The following is a 15,843-nucleotide window of genomic DNA, read 5'->3' on the forward strand; positions in this document are numbered from 1 at the left end:
CGTAGCGTGAGCGGATGACGTCTGCCTCGACTCCCCACCGCGGCCGCGAGGTCACTCTGTCGGGCTCGTTCCGCTGCGCCGACGAGACCGAAGCCGCGCGGGTGCGCGCACACCTCCCTGCGCACCTCGCCCTCACCCGGGCCGAACCGGGCTGCGTCTCCTTCGACGTCGACCCCACCGACGACCCCCTCGTGTGGCGCGTCGAGGAGCGTTTCGTCGATGAGGCCGCGTTCGACGCCCATCAGCGCCGCGTCGCGGCGAGCGCGTGGGGCGCCGCGACCGTCGGCATCGAGCGCCGGTATGAGATCCGCGGACGAGACCGGGATGCCGCGGCCCTCGTCGCCGCGGCGTGGGCGGCCGAGGAGCGTCTGCTGGACCCGCGGGTGCGCCAGGACCCCGCCCGGGTCGAGCCACTGCTGGACGACGACTTCGTGGAGATCGGGCAATCGGGGCGCCGCTTCACGCGGGAGGCCATCGTCGCCGCCCTGCGGGCCGAGCCCGGCACGTCGACGGCCGAGATCGCTGAGCGGTCGAGCCGCGTCATCGCCCCCGACACGGTGCTCCTGGACTACCTGCTCACGGTCGAGGAGCGCGTCAGTCGCCGTTCGTCGGTGTGGCAGGGCTCGCCCCCGCGCCTGACGTTTCACCAGGGGACGCCCGCGCCGTCGGACAGCGCGAACTGAGCCGACTCGGCCGCCGACGGCCGGTGGCTCCCGCGAGGGTTGCGTCCGCCGAGCGCGAACTGAGCCGACTCGGCCGCCGACGGCCGGTGGCTCCCGCGAGGGTTGCGTCCGCCGAGCGCGAACCCGCTCGCCGCGCGGGCCGGCGGCTGCTTGGCTGGCCGCATGCGACGCATCCTCATCCTCGGCGGAACCGCCTGGCTCGGCCGGGCCCTCGTCACGGCGGCGCTGGCCACCGGCGCCGATGTCACCTGTCTCGCCCGGGGAGAGTCGGGAGCCGTCCCCGCCGGAGCACGGCTGGTGCGCGCCGACCGGAACGACCCCGACGCCTACGCCGACCTCGACGGCGAGTGGGACGACGTCGTCGAGCTCTCGTGGGACCCCGGCTTCGTGGCATCCGGTCTCGACGCCCTCGCCCACCGGGCGGCGCACTGGACGCTCGTGTCGAGCGTGTCGGTGTACGCGGACTCCGCCGCGCCGTTCGCCGACGAGTCCGCGGACCTCGTCGAGCCCGTCGACCTCGAGCAGTACGCGGATGCCAAGGTGCACGCCGAGCGACTGACCACCGCGCGCGTGGGCGAGCGGGCGCTGCGCGCTCGCGCCGGGCTCATCGTGGGGCCGGGCGACCCGACCGATCGCTTCGGCTACTGGCCGGCCCGTTTCGCGCGGGGAGGCCGGGCGGTCGTGCCCGAGCCGAGCGGCCGGCACGCGCAGGGCATCGACGTCGACGATCTCGCGGAATGGATCGTGCGCGCGGGGTCGGCCGGGGTGACCGGTCCGGTCAACGCCGTCGGTGAGGAGTTCCCGCTCGCCGCGGTCTTCGCGGCCGCCCGTGAGGCCGCCGGTGCGAGCGTCGAGACCGTCCCGCTCGACGACGAGACCCTCCTGTCCCGCGGTGTGCAGTACTGGGCGGGCCCGCGGTCGCTCCCGCTCTGGTTGCCCGCCGAGGCGCGGGGCTTCTCCCGTCGCAGCGACGCCGCGTTCCTGTCATCCGATGGTCGGCGCCGCCCTCTGGCCGAGACGATGCGACGCGTCCTCGACGACGAACGGGCGCGCGGGATCGACCGGCCCCGTCGCGCCGGACTCGCCCCGGCGGAGGAGGCCGAGGTGCTGGCTGGCTGACCGCGCGGTCTCAGCGGCCGTTGCGGTCCGCCGCGGAACGGGGCGGTGCCTGCTGCACCTCGAGGCGATCGAGACCGCGCAGCGAGGTCCAGATGAGTTCCTCGCCCTTCGCCGCATGCTGCGAGGCGCGCACCGCGCGTTCGTCGGCCCACGAGTTCAGCACGTGGCCGGAGTGTCCGCGCACGTGCTCGAGCACGACGTCGGGGAGCCCCGCGTCGCGTCGCGCATCGCGAGCGGCGATGAGCGCCTCGAGGATCCCGCGGTTGGCCACCGGCTTCTTGGCGCTCGTCACCCACCCGCGACGGCGGTGGCCGTCCATCCACGACGAATACGTGTCGATCGCGTACTTCGAGTCGGCCTGCACGACGAGCTCGCGCACGTCGGCGTGGTCGGTGATCGCGTGCAGGAGCCCGAGCAGCTCTCCGATGTTGTTCGTCCCCGAGGGGATCGAGCCCGCGGCCCAGTGGCCGTCTTCGCCGACCCACGCCCAGCCCGCGGGGCCGGGGTTGCCCTTGCAGGCGCCGTCGGTGGCGACGACGTAACGGTCGGAGGGGGTGGATGCCGAACTGCTCATCCCCCTAGTCTCCCCCGCCCGCCCGGGGCGATCCGACGCGGGGACCCGGGCGGGCGAGCACGCGGGTGAACCTTCGACGCTTCCCCGCGGGAGGGACGGTGAGCGCGCGCGGAGACCGACACCGCGGATGCGAGTCTGGCGCGATCCGTCATCGCGTCGCCCGCGTCCCGCCCCCTCGAGAAAGCCCGCCATGTCGTCCACGTCTCGCGCCCGCCTCCACCCCGCCGCTCTCACCGCCCTCATCGTCGGCGGGGTCGTCATCCTCGGGGCTCTCGGATTCCTCGCCTGGCTGCTCACCTCGACGCAGTCCACCCCGAATCAGCAGGCCACCCAGAAGCTCGTGCAGTGGCAGGAGATCTTCGAGAAGTACCGCAGCGCTCACGGCACGCTCCCCGACATGCCCGCGGGCGGCTACTGCCTGGGCACGGGCTTCCCTCTCGGATCAGGGGGGACGGCCAACTGCCGCGACTACGCCGCGGCGACGTACTACACCGAAGAGGCCGGTGCTCCGCTGCGCGAGGCGCTCGCCTCGGTGGGCGAGCTCCCGCAGGGCGTCTCGGCCGCCGTCCGCGGCACCGTGGGCCCCTACGCGCTCTACGACGACGCCGGAGTCCGACTGCTCACCGCCGAGGACGGCGCATGCGAAACCCCCGCCGTCGAGGTGTGGAACGACGGCGGGGGCCTCTTCATCTGTCAGATCCTGCTGACGCGCTGAACGCGCGCGCGGGCCGTCAGCTCCGGCCGCTCTCGGCCTTCTTCTGACCGGCCTCCAGCACGTCGCCGGCGGGCAGCTCCTGGTGACCGCCGAACTGCAGACGCATCGCCGACAGCACCTGGTTGGCGAAGTGGTCCTCGCCCCGCGAGGCGAAGCGCTCGAACAGCGAGGCGGCCAGCACCGGCACGGGCACCCCGGTGTCCACGGCGGCCTTGACGGTCCAGCGCCCCTCGCCCGAGTCCGAGACGCGACCGGCGAGTCCGTCGAGCGTGGGGTTCTGCGCGAGAGCCGCCGCGGTCAGGTCGAGCAGCCACGACGAGATGACCGATCCCCGGCGCCACAGCTCCGTCACCCGCGCCGTGTCGATGTCGAACTGGTAGTACTCGGGCTCCTCCAGCGGGGCGACCTCGGCCGAGTGCTCGCCCTGGTGCAGGCCCGCGTCGGCGTTGTTCAAGACGTTGAGCCCCTCGGCGAGCGCGGCCATGATGCCGTACTCGATGCCGTTGTGCACCATCTTCACGAAGTGCCCGGCCCCCGAGGGACCGCAGTGCAGGTACCCGCGCTCCTCGGTCGTGTAGTCGCCCGTGCGTCCGGGCGTGCGCTCGACCTCTCCCGGTCCCGGCGCGATCGTGCGCAGAACGGGCTCGAGGTGCGCGACGGCTTCGTCGTGACCGCCGACCATCAGGCAGTAACCGCGCTCGAGGCCGAACACGCCGCCGCTGGTCCCCACGTCGACGTAGTGGATGCCGCTGTCGTCGAGCTTCTTCGCGCGACGCACGTCGTCACGGTAGTTCGAGTTGCCGCCGTCGATGATGATGTCGCCCGGCTCGAGCACCTCGGCGACCTGGTCGACCACCGACCCGGTGAGTCCGGCGGGGATCATGAGCCACACGGCGCGGGGCTTCTGCAGCTTGGAAGCGAGGTCGGCGATGCTCGTCGCCCCGGTCGCCCCCTCCTCGACGAGGGAGGCCACGGCATCCTGATTCACGTCGAAGACGACGCAATCGTGACCGTCCCTCATGAGTCGGCGCACGATGTTGGCGCCCATCCGTCCGAGTCCGACCATGGCGAGTTGCATTCGTACCCCGTTCGTCGTGATGAGGCCGCGGCGCGCGGCCCCTCCGCGAGTCTAGGAGCGTCGAGGGGGCGGCGGACCGTCAGCCCTGGAAGTCCTCGGGGTCGACGTCGTCGAGGAACCGGCGGAACTCCTCCACCCGCTCCTCCTCGGGCGACGGGTCGAGCTCGACCGCGTCGTCGGGCACTCCCGCCTCGGCGAAGACGCTGTCGGCGACCCAGATCGGCGCATCGACACGGGCTCCCAGGGCGATCGCGTCGGAGGGGCGGGCGTCGAAGGAGCGCTGTCCCCGCGGGGTGTCGACCACGAGGCGGGCGTAGAACGTGCCGTCCTCGAGATGGGTGATCTCGACCCGGTCGACGGTCGCCGACAACTCCCCCAGCATCGCCGTCATGAGGTCGTGCGCGAGCGGGCGGGGCGGGGCGGTGCCCTCGATCGCGACGAGGATCGACATCGCCTCCTGCGGACCGATCCACACCGGGAGCACGCGCTCGCCGTCGGCCGCGGCGTCGAACGGCGAGAGCAGGATGACGTGCTGCTGGGCCGGGTCGAGGGCCACGCCGACCACTCGCACCCGGATCATGACGCCCATCGTACGTCGTCGCCTGCGCCGTCCGCCTCGGCGTCCGAACCGTCAGCGCAGGATGCCGAGGGCCCGCGCCGCGGAGACGGCGCCGGTGCGCGAGGTGACGCCGAGCTTCGAGAAGATGTGTGCGAGGTGCGACTTCACCGTCGCGTCGGTGATGTGCAGGAGCGCCGCGACGTCGGCGTTCGACGCGCCGCGGGCGACGAGATGCAGCACCTCGATCTCGCGCGCCGACAGGGTGACGCGGGGTTCGCGCATCCGCGCGAGCAGTCGACCCGCGATCGCTGGTGCGAGCGCGCTCTGCCCCGCCGCAGCGGCGCGGACACCGGCGAGCAGCTCGTGGGGAGGCGCATCCTTCAGCAGGTACCCGCTGGCCCCCGCCTCGACGGCACCGAGGATGTCGCCGTCGGTGTCGTAGTTCGTGAGCACGAGCACGTAGGGCGGGGCGGCGAGCGCGCGGACGCGCCTGGTCGCCTCGGCACCGGCGGCACGGTCGCCGAACTGCAGGTCCATCAGCACGAGCTCGGGCGCGAGACGCTCGGACAGGGCGACCGCCTCGTCGGGGGTCGCGGCCTCGCCCGCCACCTCGATGTCGGCCTCCGCATCGAGCAGGGCGCGCACCCCCGCGCGGACGACGGGGTGGTCGTCGGCGATGACGACGCGGATCACGACGCACCCCCCGGGAGCGTCACCGTGATGGCGGTGCCCCGCCCCGGCGCGCTGTCGACCTCGAGGGCGCCGTCGAGCTGGCCGACCCGCTCCCGCATGGCCCGCAACCCGAACGAATCGGTCTCGGCCGCGGCCGCCTCCGCCCGCTCGGGATCGAACCCGACGCCGTCGTCGGCGATCCGCAGCCGCACCGCGTCGTCGAGCCGGGTGAGACGGATGCCGACGCGCGCCGCGCCGGCGTGCTGGGCGACGTTGGCGAGGGCTCCCTGTGCGATGCGCAGCAGCGCCGTCTGCGCGTCCATCGGCAGCGACGCGTCGTCGTCCACCTCGACGTCGATCGCGACCTTCTCGCGTGCTCCCCAGTCGCGCGCGAGGCGCTCGAGTGCGGGGCCGAGACCGCTGTCGAGGCGGGGCGGGGACAGTTCCCGGATGAAGCGCCGGGTCTCGGCGAGTCCGTCGGCGGCGGTCTCCCGGGCCAGACGCACGTGCGCGAGGCCCGGGCTCGTGGCATCCGCCCGCTCCGCCGCGTGCAGCAGCATCTGGATGCTCGAGAGCCCCTGCGCGACGGTGTCGTGGATCTCGCGCGCGAGCCGCGCCCGCTCGGCGAGGATGCCCTGCTCGCGCTCGGCGGCCGCGAGACGGTCGCGCGTGGCCAGCAGCTCGGCCATGAGCGCCTCGCGCTCGGCGGCCCGCCGGTCGAGCGCGGCATAGCCGAGGCCGATGAGCAGTGCGACGCCCGCGCCGACGAGGGGGCCTACGACGCCGCCCACCGTCAGGCCCCCGTGCACCGCGAAGGCGGCGATCGTGAGCGCTGTCGTCCCGAGCACGACGAGGGGCCCGGCGGCCCCGGGCAGCACGTGCAGGTAGAGGAAGAACAGCGGGAAGACGAGGTAGGCGGCCTCCGGCACCAGCCAGACCAGCGCCGCCCAGACGAGGGTCAGCACCGCCACCCACACCACGGCCGCCGCCCGGCGGCGTGCGCGGGCGACCGCCAGCCCGCCGAGGTAGACCCCGCCGAGCAGCCCCGCCAGCACGAGAGCCGTCACGGAGCCGTCGGTCACCAGCACGCGCACCACGACGAGCGCGAGGAGGGCCCCGAACAGGACGTGGAGCCCGGCGCGCAGGCCCGCGAAGACGGGAGCGAGGGTGCGGTGCGGCATGACGATCTCCAGGCTACGGATGCGGGGCCCGCGGCGGATCATCCGAAAGGTGGAGAGCAGGAACGCCCCTTGCGCCGATGACCGCGGAGGGCCGGGTGACGACGCTGGAGGGGTGCCGGTGAGATCCGCCGGCGGAAGGAGGCGACGTGTACGTCGCATGGCGCGATCTGCGGTTCGCCCGCGGGCGATTCGCCCTCATCGGGGCGGTCGTCGCCCTCATCACCCTGCTCGTGGGTTTCCTCGCGGGCCTGACCGGCGGCCTCGCCGCCCAGAACGTCTCGGCCGTGCTGGCCCTCCCCGGCGACCGGCTCGTGCTGCAGCCGGTCGGAGACGCGGCGGCGACCTTCGGAGAGTCGGCGATCGGCGACGCCACCGTCGCCGCGTGGCGCGACGCTGCGGGTGTCACCGGCGTCGTGCCGATCGGCATCCTGCAGTCCCGCGCCGAGGGCCCCTCCGCGTCGGGGGCTGTGGCCCTCTTCGGTCTCGACTCCCCCGCCTTCGCGCTGAACGTCTCGTCCGACACCGACGCCGCGCTGTCCGCGGGCGCGGCGAAGACCCTGGGCGCGTCCGTGGGGAGCGAGGTGACGATCGCTGGCGAGGGCTTCCGCGTCGCCTCCGTCGGCGACGACCTCTCCTACAGCCACACCCCCGTCGTCGCCCTCACCTCGACGGCGTGGAAGACGCTCGCCCAGCGCCTGGGCGGGACGGGCGCGGCGACCGTGCTCGCCGTCTCCGGCGACCCTGTGTGGGACGCGGTGGCCACCGACACCGGGACCACGGCATCCACTCCCCTGGCGAGCCTGCCGGCGCTGCCGACGTTCCGCTCCGAGATCGGATCGCTCGGTCTCATGATCGCGATGCTCTTCGGTGTCTCGGCGCTGGTCGTCGGCGCGTTCTTCACCGTGTGGACCATGCAACGAGCCGGAGACGTCGCCGTGCTCAAGGCCCTCGGCGCCAGCACCCCCGCCCTCGTGCGCGACACCCTGGGCCAGGCCCTCGTCGTGCTCATCGTCGGAGTGGGGGTCGGCATCGCCTTGACGGCCGCCCTGGGCGCGCTCGCCGGCGGCGCCCTGCCGTTCGTGCTGAGCCCCCTCACCACCCTCGCCCCGGCGCTCGTCATGATCGCCCTGGGCGTGCTGGGAGCCGCCGTGTCACTGCGCACCGTCACGAAGTCCGACCCTCTCACCGCCCTGGGGAGCACCCGATGATCCTTCTCGACGACGTCACCCTCACCTACCCCGACGGCGACGCCCGCGTCACCGCCGTCGACCGCGTCACGCTCGAGGGCCGCCCCGGCCTCGTCACGGGCATCACCGGACCGTCGGGGTCGGGCAAATCGAGCCTGCTGGCTCTGGCGGCCACCCTCGTCCGTCCCGACTCCGGTCGCGTCGTCGTCGACGGAGTGGATGCCACTCGGCTCGACGCCGCGGGTCGCACCGCGCTCCGGCGGGAGCGGATCGGCATCGTGTTCCAGCAGCCGCAGCTTCTGCCCGCCCTCACCGCGCGCGAGCAGCTGCGCGTGATGGCCGAGCTCGGAGGACGGGGCCGCCGGGAGCGGCGCGCCGCCGTGCGGGGTCGCGTCGACGGGCTGCTGGATGCCGTGGGCCTCGGCGACCACGCCGATCGCCGCCCCGCTCAGCTGTCGGGCGGTCAGCGCCAGAGGGTCGCGATCGCCCGCGCGCTCGTGCACGAGCCCCGCGTGCTGCTGGTGGACGAGCCGACGAGCGCGCTCGACAGCGCCCGCGGCGCGGAGATCATGGCGCTGCTCTCACGGCTCACGCACGAGCGCGGTACCGCCACCCTCCTCGTGACGCACGACCTCGTGCACGCGGGTGCCCTGGATGAGACGGTCGAGGTCGTCGACGGCCGAGCGACCCGCGTCGTCGCGGTGTGACCCCCGGCCCGCGCGGGAACGTCGGGCGCGGCGGGCCCACCGCATCGCGCGCGCCGCGACCACGAGCCAGCCCACCGCCGCCGGGGCGAGGACGGCGAGCCACCAGGGCGGAGGCAGGGTGGTCCGCTCCGGAGCCCCCGTCTCCGGAGCGTCCTCATCGGCGACGCGCTCCGCGTGCACGACGAGGCGATGGGTGTTGATGCCGATGGGCGTGCAGGTCACGAGGGAGACGAGGTCGCGACCGTCCTGCACCGCGAGGCGCGAGATGTCGGTCGGCAGCACCACGTCGGAATCTGTCACCCGATACCGCAGGGTGCGCCCGAGGACGTCGACGTCGACCTCGTCACCCGGGTGGAGCTTGTCGAGGTCGGAGAGGAGCGTGGCGTCGGGGAGGCCCGAGTGGCCGGTCAGGACCGCGTGCGTCCCCGGCCCGCCGACCGGCAACGACGAGCCGTAGAGGTGACCGAGCCCGCGGTCGAGGACGTCGGGAGTCGATCCATGGAAGACGGGCAGATCCACGGCGATGGCGGGGATGCGCACGCGGGCGATCACGCCGTTCGGGTCGAGGGAGAGCTGCGAGAGGTAGCGCGCGGCGGCGGCGTCGACGCCCGGCTTCCCGGCGTCGTCGCCGAAGGGGTCGATGAGCAAGCCCGTGGCCTCGCGGAGGTTGTACTCCCGCGCCGCGGAGAGCGACTGGTCCACGACCTGTCGATCGGCGGCATCGACCACCTGGGCGTATCCCTCGACGACCGTATTGGTGCGGATGAGGTCGAACCAGCTCGCGGTGGGGGGATACATCATCACCGCCACCCCGATGAGGGCGGCTGTGGCGAGCAGCAGATCGTGGCGGGCGCGTCGCGCGCGGGTGCGCAGGGTGCGCGCCGTCCGAGACGGCACCGAGGAGGGCCCCGGCCGCCGACCGGCGTCCGAGACCCTCCCGGTCTTCATGCGAGGACCGCTCAGGCCCGGCGACGCGCCCGGCGCACCAGCACGACACCGAGGGCGAGCACCACCAGTGCACCTCCGGCCGCGGTGAACGCCGCGCCCGTCGATCCACCGGTGAGCGGGAGGGTGAACGGCGGGATGGGCGAGTCCGCGATGTCGGCGACGTTCGGCGACGTGGTCGATCCGACGGCCACGGTGATCTTCACCGGCTGAGCGAGCTTCTGATACCCGGTGGGGGCCGTGGTCTCGACGAGCCAGTAGTCTCCCGTGCGCAGCCCGGCGACCTGGACGGAACCGTTCGCGCCGGTGGTCGCGCCCGTCACGACGGCCGTCGCGCCCGCCGTGCTCGGGTCGACGGCGTAGACGTCGAAGACGGCGCCGGCCAGCGTCTTGGTGCTGTCGCCGGTCACGTGCTTGACGACGCGCAGGGCACCCCACTTGGAGGGAGTCGGCGTGGAGCTGGTCCCGTGCGCGTGCTGAGGATCGTTGATGTACGCGGTGGCCGTGTTGCTGATGGTGCCGTCACCGATCGAGAGCACGGTGGTGTCGATCTCGACGATCACTTTCGCCGTGCTCGCCACGCCGTTGAGCTTGGCGAGCCCCGAGGCGGTGAGCGAGACGACGACATCGCCGGAGGTTCCGACGGTGGGCGCCGTCAGCGTGTAGTCGCGCGGCGTCGCGAGCGTCGAGGTCGTCGACCCGTCGACGAGCGAGACGGTGGTGCTCGAATAGCCGAGACGACTCTCGAGCGTGTCGCTGATCTCGTAGGACGAGATCGAGGTGCCCGCCGGCGCCTTGGAGACGTCGTTGGTGATGGTCCACGGGAGCGTGTCGCCGATCACGTGCGCTTTGCTCTCGTCGACGGTCTTCGTGAGGCGCGAGACCGCGTTCTTCGGGTAGACGTGCACGTCGTAGTTCCACGCGCCGTTGGCCGGCTGCGGGAGCGCGACCAGGAAGGGGACGGCGGGCGAGACCACCGACGACGTTCCGGGGGCGGTCTCGCGCACGAGGTACAGGCCGATCCCCACGGCGGGGGACGTCAGCGTGATCTCACCCGCGCTGTCGGTGGTGCGGACGATACCCGTGCCGAGCGTGTGCGTGGCCGTCGAGCCGTACACGTCGGCGACGGTCAGCGCGCTCGCGGTCGCCCAGCCCGTGTCGGTCGTGAGGTCGACGTCGGTGACCTTCTGCACGGTGAACTCGACATCCGCGAGGGGGGTACCACCGGGGTTGGCGATCTTCGTTCCGTCGTTCGTGCCGAGGGTGCCGGTCGCGGGCTGCTCGAACTTGTGGATCGTCAGCGAGACCGAGGCGGAGGTGTCGATATCGGCCGACGAGGCGTGAGCCGGTGCGGCCGCGGCCAGGAGTGCGGCCGCCACCCCCGCCGAGGCGAGGAGTCGGAGCCGGCGCGAGAACCGGGTGGTGGTCATAGTCCTTCTGCTTTCTGAGTATCGATGGATGTCGGTGTCGGAGGAGAGGATTCGGAAGCGGATGCCGCCCCGCGGCGACGCCGCGCGCGCACCCACAAGAGGGCGGCCGACGCCATCAGGGCGACCCCGGCGCTCGTGAAGGCGATCGTGCCCGGGCCTCCCGCCGACGGCAGGGCCACGACGCGGGCGTCCCAGATGCGCAGCGTGCGCGAGGCGGTGTCGTAGGAGACGAGCGGGTCGGTGGTGGAGCCGAGGTCGATCGCGCCGTCGGGGTGGGCGGCGTCGTGGCGCACGGCGAAGGCGATAGGGGCGACCAGGGGCGCGTACCCGCTCGGTGCCGCCGTCTCGACGAGCCAGTAGGACCCCGGCGCGATGTCGACGAGGGCGAACCGGCCGGGCTGGGCTCCCGTCTGCAGCACTCCCGAGACGGCGGCTCCGGGATGCCCGTGATCGTCCGCGCGGAGGTCGAACGCCGCGCCGTCGAGGAGTGCGGGCGCTGTCTGTCCGCGGTCGCTGTAGGAGTGCTTCTCGATGTCGAACGTCAGGATGCGCTCGTCGGTCACGTCGGCCGTCGTGACGTCGAGGCTGGAGGCACCGATCGTGAACGAGGTCGACGCGGTGGCGAGGTGGTAGCCGTCGGGCGGCGACTTCTCAGTGAGCGTGTACGTGCCCCAGGACAGACCCGTGACGCGGAACACGCCGGGACGCGCGTCGGTGTCGGCCCCGGAGTACCCGGTCTGACCGGTGTTGTCACCGACGTCGACAGCGGTCGCGCCCGGAGCCGTCAGCGTGAAGGTCGCACCCCCGACCAGCTTCCCGCTCACCTCGTCGGTCTTCCTCCACGTCACCGATCCGGCTTGGTCGGCATTGGTGAGGGTGCACGAGACGCGCTGGCCGTCGGCGATCGCGATCGTCGAGCTGCTGCCACGGCGACGGTGGTCCCCGACGCGTCGACGCACGACACCGCTTGGAGCGTGTACCCCGGCCGCGCCGTCTCGGCCAACGTGTACGTCGCCGGCTCCACCACGCGTGTCTGCCCCGAAGTGAAGGCGAGAGCCGTGGTCCCGGCCGTCGCGGAGAGTTGCCAGATCGAGGCGTCGGAGGGCGCACCATGCCGGATGTCGAACGCTTTCACGAGGGTGAGCTTCGGCTTCAGCACATTGACGAAGGCACAGCTGACACGCACCCCCCGATCCGTCGCTGCCGGGTTGGTCGGAACCGTCACCGTCGCTTTGGAGCCGCTCCCCGAGGAGATGACGCCGGAAGCCGAGCGGCACGACCAGGTCGTTCGGTAGTCGTTCGGATCCGTCGTCCCGGCGGGGTCTTGGACGACGTCGTACGTGGACTCCGCGAGCACGGGCAGAGGACCGACGACGGCCGGTTGCACTCCCGTCGCGCTGCCCGTGGTCGTGTTCGTCATGGACGTGACCGTGCCGCTGCGGATGGAGAGCGTGAACTGGTCGCTCGGAGCATTGCGGGCGTCGACGCTCACGGTCCCCGTCATCGTCGGCGGGGCCAGACAACTCCCGAGGTCCGTGTTGGAGGAGAGGGAGGTCGTCACCGTGTCCAACTTCGTCCAGGTGGTGGGGTCGAAGCGTGCGACGGTCGTCCCGTTGCTGAGGTAGGCGTTTCCGAGATTGTCGAAGTCCAGACCGTTGGTGCCCGGCAGGCCACCGGCGATGGTCTTCGACGTCGACGCCGGGACTTCGCCTCCCGTGCTGGCCGCCAAACTGGCCGCGGAGACGATGATGAGGTTGGTCGAGTCCCACGAACCGCGGACGATGTAGAGATTCCCGTCGGCGTCGAAGGCGATGTCGCCGTTCGGCTGACCCGAATCGGTGATACCCGTCCAGGCGAACCCGCGGTCGGAGAAGGAGCGCGCATTCGGCGCATACTCGAAGATGCGGAAGCGATATTCCTGGACGCCGGCATGGTCCGCCTTCTCGAACCCACCGAAGTAGAAGTCGCCGGTGTCGAGGTCGAGCGCTCCACCGACGAGGTCGCCCGCAAATGCGGCGATGTAAGAGTCCGACGTGGTGGTGAACGTCTGACCTCGGGCGTCGTACGTCAGGATGCGGGCCTTGTTGTTGCCCCCGTTCCCCCAGCTTCTGTCGTAGGAGTACGCACGGTCGCCACTGGCGGTGATTCCCAAGCCGTTGGCGAAGGGCACCTTCCACGAGCCCATCGACGACGTCGACCCGTCGGGCGCGATCTGGGTGATCTCCCCGGATGACGACACGGCGTACTCGTAGCGGGGAAGGCACTGGAACGGCTTCCACGTCGCCGCGGCCGCGGGGGGCGCGTCGACGACGGTCGCCGCGACCGGTCCGATCACGGCGAACGCGACGACGACGACGGATGCGACGAACCGGCGGATCGCACGGGTGTACGTGGCGGGCATGGTCTCCTCGATGGCGCGGAGGAGCAGACCGAGGATCACGCAGAGGTGCCGCGGAGCGCGTCAGCGCAGCCCCTCGAGGGCAATGATGAAGCCACGCGCGGCCCCCATCCGCTCGGATGGGGGGCTATCTCACGAGGGAGCACGCCCGGTCGTATCGACCCTTCACCCGAACGTCGCCGAGCGTCCCCGCGCGCACTTTCGGGCCGAGGTAAAGCGGGGTTCTGCCGTCACCCGAGCGTGACGGACCCACGTCGCCGCGACCGGGCCTCGATGTGAGTGCCGCCTCCCCATCGGCCGCCGTGGGCCACAGGAGCGGGAGTCACCAACCGAAGGCGTTGAACCATTCGCGACGACGACCGGCCTCCGCGCGCGACTCGTCACCGCGCCACGAATCGTGCTGTTCGAGTGTCCGGTCGTCGGTCAGAGCCACGAAAGCCCAGCAGACCGGGCAGACCGCGCGTCCGTCAGGGAACCCGTCGTCGAGCATCGCTGCGGGTTCGGCCGGTGAGCCCGCACCGGGGCACTCGGGCGGATCGGCCTGCAGGTCGCTCCAGAGCAGACGCCCACCGGTGCGGTGGTGAAGGCCCCGGTGCCCGTCCTCACGAGTGCAGATCTCGCCGTTTCGTCGGCTGAGGCACAGCCTCCGGGCGGCGCCCGGGAGCGCTGCCAGTGTTCGCGTCATCCTTCGATTCTCGCCGCTGCGAGCGCAGCGGGGGCAGGTGCGGGATGCGCACGGGGCGGTGGGGTCCGGTGGGGAAAGGTTCGGTGGTCATCGCCGACCACCACCGGTCTGACGAAAAAGCATGTCGACCTCCTGATGCTTCGACTGTCCGCCAATGGGAGCCGTGCGCCGAGGGGGTTGACACCGCACGAGACGGTGCTAAGCATACCCCACGGGGGTATCATCGAGGCATGCACGGATACGAGGGCAACAAGGACGACCTCCTCAAGCGCCTGCGTCGGGCGGAGGGGCAGGTGCGCGGCATCGCCCGCATGGTCGACGACGACCAGTACTGCATCGACATCCTCACGCAGGTGTCGGCGGTCACGAAGGCCCTCGAGAACGTCGCTCTCTCACTCCTCGACGATCATCTCTCGCACTGCGTCGCCGAGGCGGCCGCGCAGGGCGGGCCGGTCGCCGAAGAGAAGTTGAAAGAAGCAAACCAGGCCATCGCGCGCCTGGTCCGTTCCTGAGGAGGACACCATGTCGGAACAGCGCATCGAGCTCGGCCTCACGGCCGCCGCCCCCGCCGGTGGGGGCTGCGGCGAGGCCTGCGGCTGCGGCCATGCGGCAGCGGCATCCGCTGCCGCTGCCGCTACGGCGACGGACGAGTTGCGCGTCGAGGGCATGACCTGCGAGCACTGCGTGCGCGCCGTCACCGAGGAGCTCTCCTCGCTCGCGGGCGTCGACGTCGTCGACATCGCCCTGCAAGCGGGCGGTACGTCGATGGTGCGCATCACGCGCACGGAAGACGTCACCGACGACGACCTCGCCGCCGCGATCGACGAAGCGGGTTACTCGCTGGCCCCCTGACGCCGCGAGCGCGAGAGACCGCCGAGGCTCAGAGCACGCGACGCACGAGGGCGTCGACGGCGGAGTGGAACGTGAGGTGCTGCGACACCTCGACCGCGCGGTCGTACCGTGCGCCGCCGAGGGCCACGAACACCGCACGGACGACCTCGACGTATCCGACGATGTAGCCGCCACGGGCGACCTCGTAGAGGTCGAGGTCGATTCGCGTCCAGGGGATCTCGGTGGGCGCCGGTGGGGCGACGACGGTGTCGATGGGGGCCGCCGCGCGCGCCGCGCCGATGAGCGGACCCCGGTGGCTGAGCGGTGCTTCCATGACCATGTGAGAACTCCTTGGCTCGTCCGGGGTGCTCTCAGCGTGCACGCTCTCCCGATGCCTCGTGCCTCCCTTGACGAAACCCTCCGCCGGGGCTACGCGAGCCTTACACCGTAGAGCGGGCGGGCCGACCGCGACGCGGGCGCTCCTCGGACAGACCGAAGGGCACGGCTGCGGCGGTGAGGCGGGCGACCTCGTCGAGCCATCGCAGGTCGGCCTCGAGTCGCGCCTTCCGGGCCGCTCGGACGATCGCCGCGGGAACGGCATCCGCGTCGGCGACCTCTGCGTCGCTCGCGTCCAACGCCGCTCGGACCGCGGCACGCTGCACCGAGAGGATGGCATCGACGTCGGCACCCGGGAGGGTCACGGCGAGCGCGATCTTGAGGGCGACGTCGTCGCGGCCCTCTGCGAGGGAGGCGGTGGTCAGCCAGGCGCGCGCCTCGGCGCGGCCCGCGGCGGTGGGCCGCCACAGCACCCGCGCCTCGTCGTCGACGCCCGCCCCCTCGACGAGCCCGTCGCGCTCGAGTCGCTCGAGGGTCGTGTACACCTGACCGACGTTCACGCTCGCCCCGGTGCGCCTCTCGTACTCGGCGCGCAGCTGGGAGCCGTAGCAGACGCCGCGATCGAGGATCGCGAGCAGGCTCTGACGCACCGACATGCGGCCTCCGGACCGGTTCGCAGGGAAAAGACTTTCCCGGTAAGTCTCAGCGTAGACCGACGAGGTGGTTCGACGCCGAATCATCGC

18 protein-coding genes and 1 pseudogene are annotated in these 15,843 nt (G+C 72.2%); 7 read left to right on the top strand and 12 right to left on the bottom strand.

The window, feature by feature from the left end; genetic code table 11:
• The first annotated feature begins 14 nt into the window (after positions 1-14).
• Entirely contained in the window at positions 15-683 is a 669-nt protein-coding gene (locus RWH45_RS11125) for a DUF4440 domain-containing protein (RefSeq protein WP_315994961.1), read from the top strand.
• A gap of 162 nt (positions 684-845) precedes the next feature.
• Positions 846-1,802: an NAD-dependent epimerase/dehydratase family protein gene (locus RWH45_RS11130; protein ID WP_315994962.1), complete on the top strand. Its 957-nt coding sequence runs from the start codon at positions 846-848 to the stop codon at positions 1,800-1,802.
• A gap of 10 nt (positions 1,803-1,812) precedes the next feature.
• Here RWH45_RS11130 and RWH45_RS11135 read toward each other — a convergent pair whose 3' ends face one another.
• Positions 1,813-2,376: a ribonuclease H family protein gene (locus RWH45_RS11135; RefSeq protein ID WP_315994963.1), complete on the bottom strand. Its 564-nt coding sequence runs from the start codon at positions 2,374-2,376 to the stop codon at positions 1,813-1,815.
• Between the two features lie 190 nt (positions 2,377-2,566).
• Here RWH45_RS11135 and RWH45_RS11140 point away from each other — a divergent pair, with 190 nt between their 5' ends.
• Positions 2,567-3,091, top strand: a complete 525-nt coding sequence (locus tag RWH45_RS11140; protein WP_315994964.1) for a hypothetical protein — start codon at positions 2,567-2,569, stop codon at positions 3,089-3,091.
• Positions 3,092-3,107: 16 nt separating this feature from the next.
• Here the strand turns inward: RWH45_RS11140 and gnd are convergent, their stop codons facing one another.
• The 4 genes from gnd to RWH45_RS11160 all read right to left on the bottom strand — a co-directional run bounded on the left by gnd (position 3,108) and on the right by RWH45_RS11160 (position 6,581).
• Complete coding sequence (gnd, locus tag RWH45_RS11145) at positions 3,108-4,169, bottom strand: phosphogluconate dehydrogenase (NAD(+)-dependent, decarboxylating) (RefSeq protein WP_315994965.1); 1,062 nt, start codon at positions 4,167-4,169, stop codon at positions 3,108-3,110.
• A 79-nt stretch (positions 4,170-4,248) separates the two neighbouring features.
• Entirely contained in the window at positions 4,249-4,749 is a 501-nt protein-coding gene (locus RWH45_RS11150) for a bifunctional nuclease family protein (RefSeq protein ID WP_315994966.1), read from the bottom strand.
• A gap of 51 nt (positions 4,750-4,800) precedes the next feature.
• Positions 4,801-5,421: a response regulator gene (locus RWH45_RS11155; RefSeq protein ID WP_315994967.1), complete on the bottom strand. Its 621-nt coding sequence runs from the start codon at positions 5,419-5,421 to the stop codon at positions 4,801-4,803.
• Entirely contained in the window at positions 5,418-6,581 is a 1,164-nt protein-coding gene (locus tag RWH45_RS11160) for a sensor histidine kinase (protein ID WP_315994968.1), read from the bottom strand. Before RWH45_RS11160 ends, RWH45_RS11155 begins: the two co-directional genes overlap by 4 nt.
• Before the next feature lie 146 nt (positions 6,582-6,727).
• On the opposite strand from RWH45_RS11160, the gene RWH45_RS11165 reads away from it, so the two are divergent.
• Positions 6,728-7,789, top strand: coding sequence for an FtsX-like permease family protein (locus RWH45_RS11165; protein ID WP_315994969.1), 1,062 nt, complete (start codon positions 6,728-6,730; stop codon positions 7,787-7,789).
• Positions 7,786-8,475, top strand: coding sequence for an ABC transporter ATP-binding protein (locus tag RWH45_RS11170; protein WP_315994970.1), 690 nt, complete (start codon positions 7,786-7,788; stop codon positions 8,473-8,475). The genes RWH45_RS11165 and RWH45_RS11170 overlap by 4 nt, the downstream gene beginning before the upstream one ends.
• A gap of 171 nt (positions 8,476-8,646) precedes the next feature.
• Here the strand turns inward: RWH45_RS11170 and RWH45_RS11175 are convergent.
• The 5 genes and pseudogenes from RWH45_RS11175 to RWH45_RS11195 all read right to left on the bottom strand — a co-directional run.
• Positions 8,647-9,423 (bottom strand): annotated as a pseudogene (locus RWH45_RS11175) (class C sortase); the annotation flags it as partial.
• A gap of 11 nt (positions 9,424-9,434) precedes the next feature.
• Positions 9,435-10,850, bottom strand: coding sequence for a SpaH/EbpB family LPXTG-anchored major pilin (locus tag RWH45_RS11180; RefSeq protein ID WP_315994971.1), 1,416 nt, complete (start codon positions 10,848-10,850; stop codon positions 9,435-9,437).
• On the bottom strand, positions 10,847-11,698 hold the full coding sequence (locus RWH45_RS11185) for an MSCRAMM family protein (protein WP_315994972.1): 852 nt from the start codon (positions 11,696-11,698) through the stop codon (positions 10,847-10,849). The genes RWH45_RS11180 and RWH45_RS11185 overlap by 4 nt, the downstream gene beginning before the upstream one ends.
• Positions 11,695-13,290, bottom strand: coding sequence for a hypothetical protein (locus tag RWH45_RS11190; protein ID WP_315994973.1), 1,596 nt, complete (start codon positions 13,288-13,290; stop codon positions 11,695-11,697). The genes RWH45_RS11185 and RWH45_RS11190 overlap by 4 nt, the downstream gene beginning before the upstream one ends.
• A 280-nt stretch (positions 13,291-13,570) precedes the next feature.
• Complete coding sequence (locus RWH45_RS11195) at positions 13,571-13,933, bottom strand: hypothetical protein (RefSeq protein WP_315994974.1); 363 nt, start codon at positions 13,931-13,933, stop codon at positions 13,571-13,573.
• Positions 13,934-14,163: 230 nt separating this feature from the next.
• Between RWH45_RS11195 and RWH45_RS11200 the strand changes: the two genes are divergently transcribed.
• Both RWH45_RS11200 and RWH45_RS11205 read left to right on the top strand, forming a co-directional pair.
• Positions 14,164-14,445 (top strand): metal-sensitive transcriptional regulator, encoded by a 282-nt coding sequence (locus RWH45_RS11200; RefSeq protein WP_055956168.1) that lies wholly within the window; start codon positions 14,164-14,166, stop codon positions 14,443-14,445.
• A gap of 10 nt (positions 14,446-14,455) precedes the next feature.
• Positions 14,456-14,785, top strand: a complete 330-nt coding sequence (locus tag RWH45_RS11205; protein ID WP_315994975.1) for a heavy-metal-associated domain-containing protein — start codon at positions 14,456-14,458, stop codon at positions 14,783-14,785.
• 28 nt (positions 14,786-14,813) lie between these two features.
• On the opposite strand, the gene RWH45_RS11210 is transcribed toward RWH45_RS11205, so the two are convergent.
• Together RWH45_RS11210 and RWH45_RS11215 are read right to left on the bottom strand one after the other, a co-directional pair.
• Positions 14,814-15,104, bottom strand: coding sequence for a hypothetical protein (locus tag RWH45_RS11210; RefSeq protein WP_315994976.1), 291 nt, complete (start codon positions 15,102-15,104; stop codon positions 14,814-14,816).
• Positions 15,105-15,204: 100 nt separating this feature from the next.
• The gene (locus RWH45_RS11215; protein ID WP_315994977.1) at positions 15,205-15,756 is read right to left on the bottom strand and encodes a PadR family transcriptional regulator; all 552 of its coding nucleotides are present in this window, start codon (positions 15,754-15,756) and stop codon (positions 15,205-15,207) included.
• Positions 15,757-15,843: the final 87 nt, after the last annotated feature.

Source organism: Microbacterium galbum (assembly GCF_032464915.1).
Taxonomy (GTDB): Bacteria; Actinomycetota; Actinomycetes; order Actinomycetales; family Microbacteriaceae; genus Microbacterium; species Microbacterium galbum.

What these genes read in the sequence shown, in the direction of transcription:
- RWH45_RS11200 (WP_055956168.1), top strand. Translation starts at nt 14,164, where the DNA reads ATGCACGGATACGAGGGCAACAAGGACGACCTCCTCAAGCGCCTGCGT.
- RWH45_RS11135 (WP_315994963.1), bottom strand. Translation starts at nt 2,376, where the DNA reads ATGAGCAGTTCGGCATCCACCCCCTCCGACCGTTACGTCGTCGCCACC.
- RWH45_RS11170 (WP_315994970.1), top strand. Translation starts at nt 7,786, where the DNA reads ATGATCCTTCTCGACGACGTCACCCTCACCTACCCCGACGGCGACGCC.
- RWH45_RS11195 (WP_315994974.1), bottom strand. Translation starts at nt 13,933, where the DNA reads ATGACGCGAACACTGGCAGCGCTCCCGGGCGCCGCCCGGAGGCTGTGC.
- gnd (WP_315994965.1), bottom strand. Translation starts at nt 4,169, where the DNA reads ATGCAACTCGCCATGGTCGGACTCGGACGGATGGGCGCCAACATCGTG.
- RWH45_RS11130 (WP_315994962.1), top strand. Translation starts at nt 846, where the DNA reads ATGCGACGCATCCTCATCCTCGGCGGAACCGCCTGGCTCGGCCGGGCC.
- RWH45_RS11160 (WP_315994968.1), bottom strand. Translation starts at nt 6,581, where the DNA reads ATGCCGCACCGCACCCTCGCTCCCGTCTTCGCGGGCCTGCGCGCCGGG.
- RWH45_RS11140 (WP_315994964.1), top strand. Translation starts at nt 2,567, where the DNA reads ATGTCGTCCACGTCTCGCGCCCGCCTCCACCCCGCCGCTCTCACCGCC.
- RWH45_RS11180 (WP_315994971.1), bottom strand. Translation starts at nt 10,850, where the DNA reads ATGACCACCACCCGGTTCTCGCGCCGGCTCCGACTCCTCGCCTCGGCG.
- RWH45_RS11150 (WP_315994966.1), bottom strand. Translation starts at nt 4,749, where the DNA reads ATGATCCGGGTGCGAGTGGTCGGCGTGGCCCTCGACCCGGCCCAGCAG.
- RWH45_RS11125 (WP_315994961.1), top strand. Translation starts at nt 15, where the DNA reads ATGACGTCTGCCTCGACTCCCCACCGCGGCCGCGAGGTCACTCTGTCG.
- RWH45_RS11215 (WP_315994977.1), bottom strand. Translation starts at nt 15,756, where the DNA reads ATGTCGGTGCGTCAGAGCCTGCTCGCGATCCTCGATCGCGGCGTCTGC.
- RWH45_RS11210 (WP_315994976.1), bottom strand. Translation starts at nt 15,104, where the DNA reads ATGGTCATGGAAGCACCGCTCAGCCACCGGGGTCCGCTCATCGGCGCG.
- RWH45_RS11205 (WP_315994975.1), top strand. Translation starts at nt 14,456, where the DNA reads ATGTCGGAACAGCGCATCGAGCTCGGCCTCACGGCCGCCGCCCCCGCC.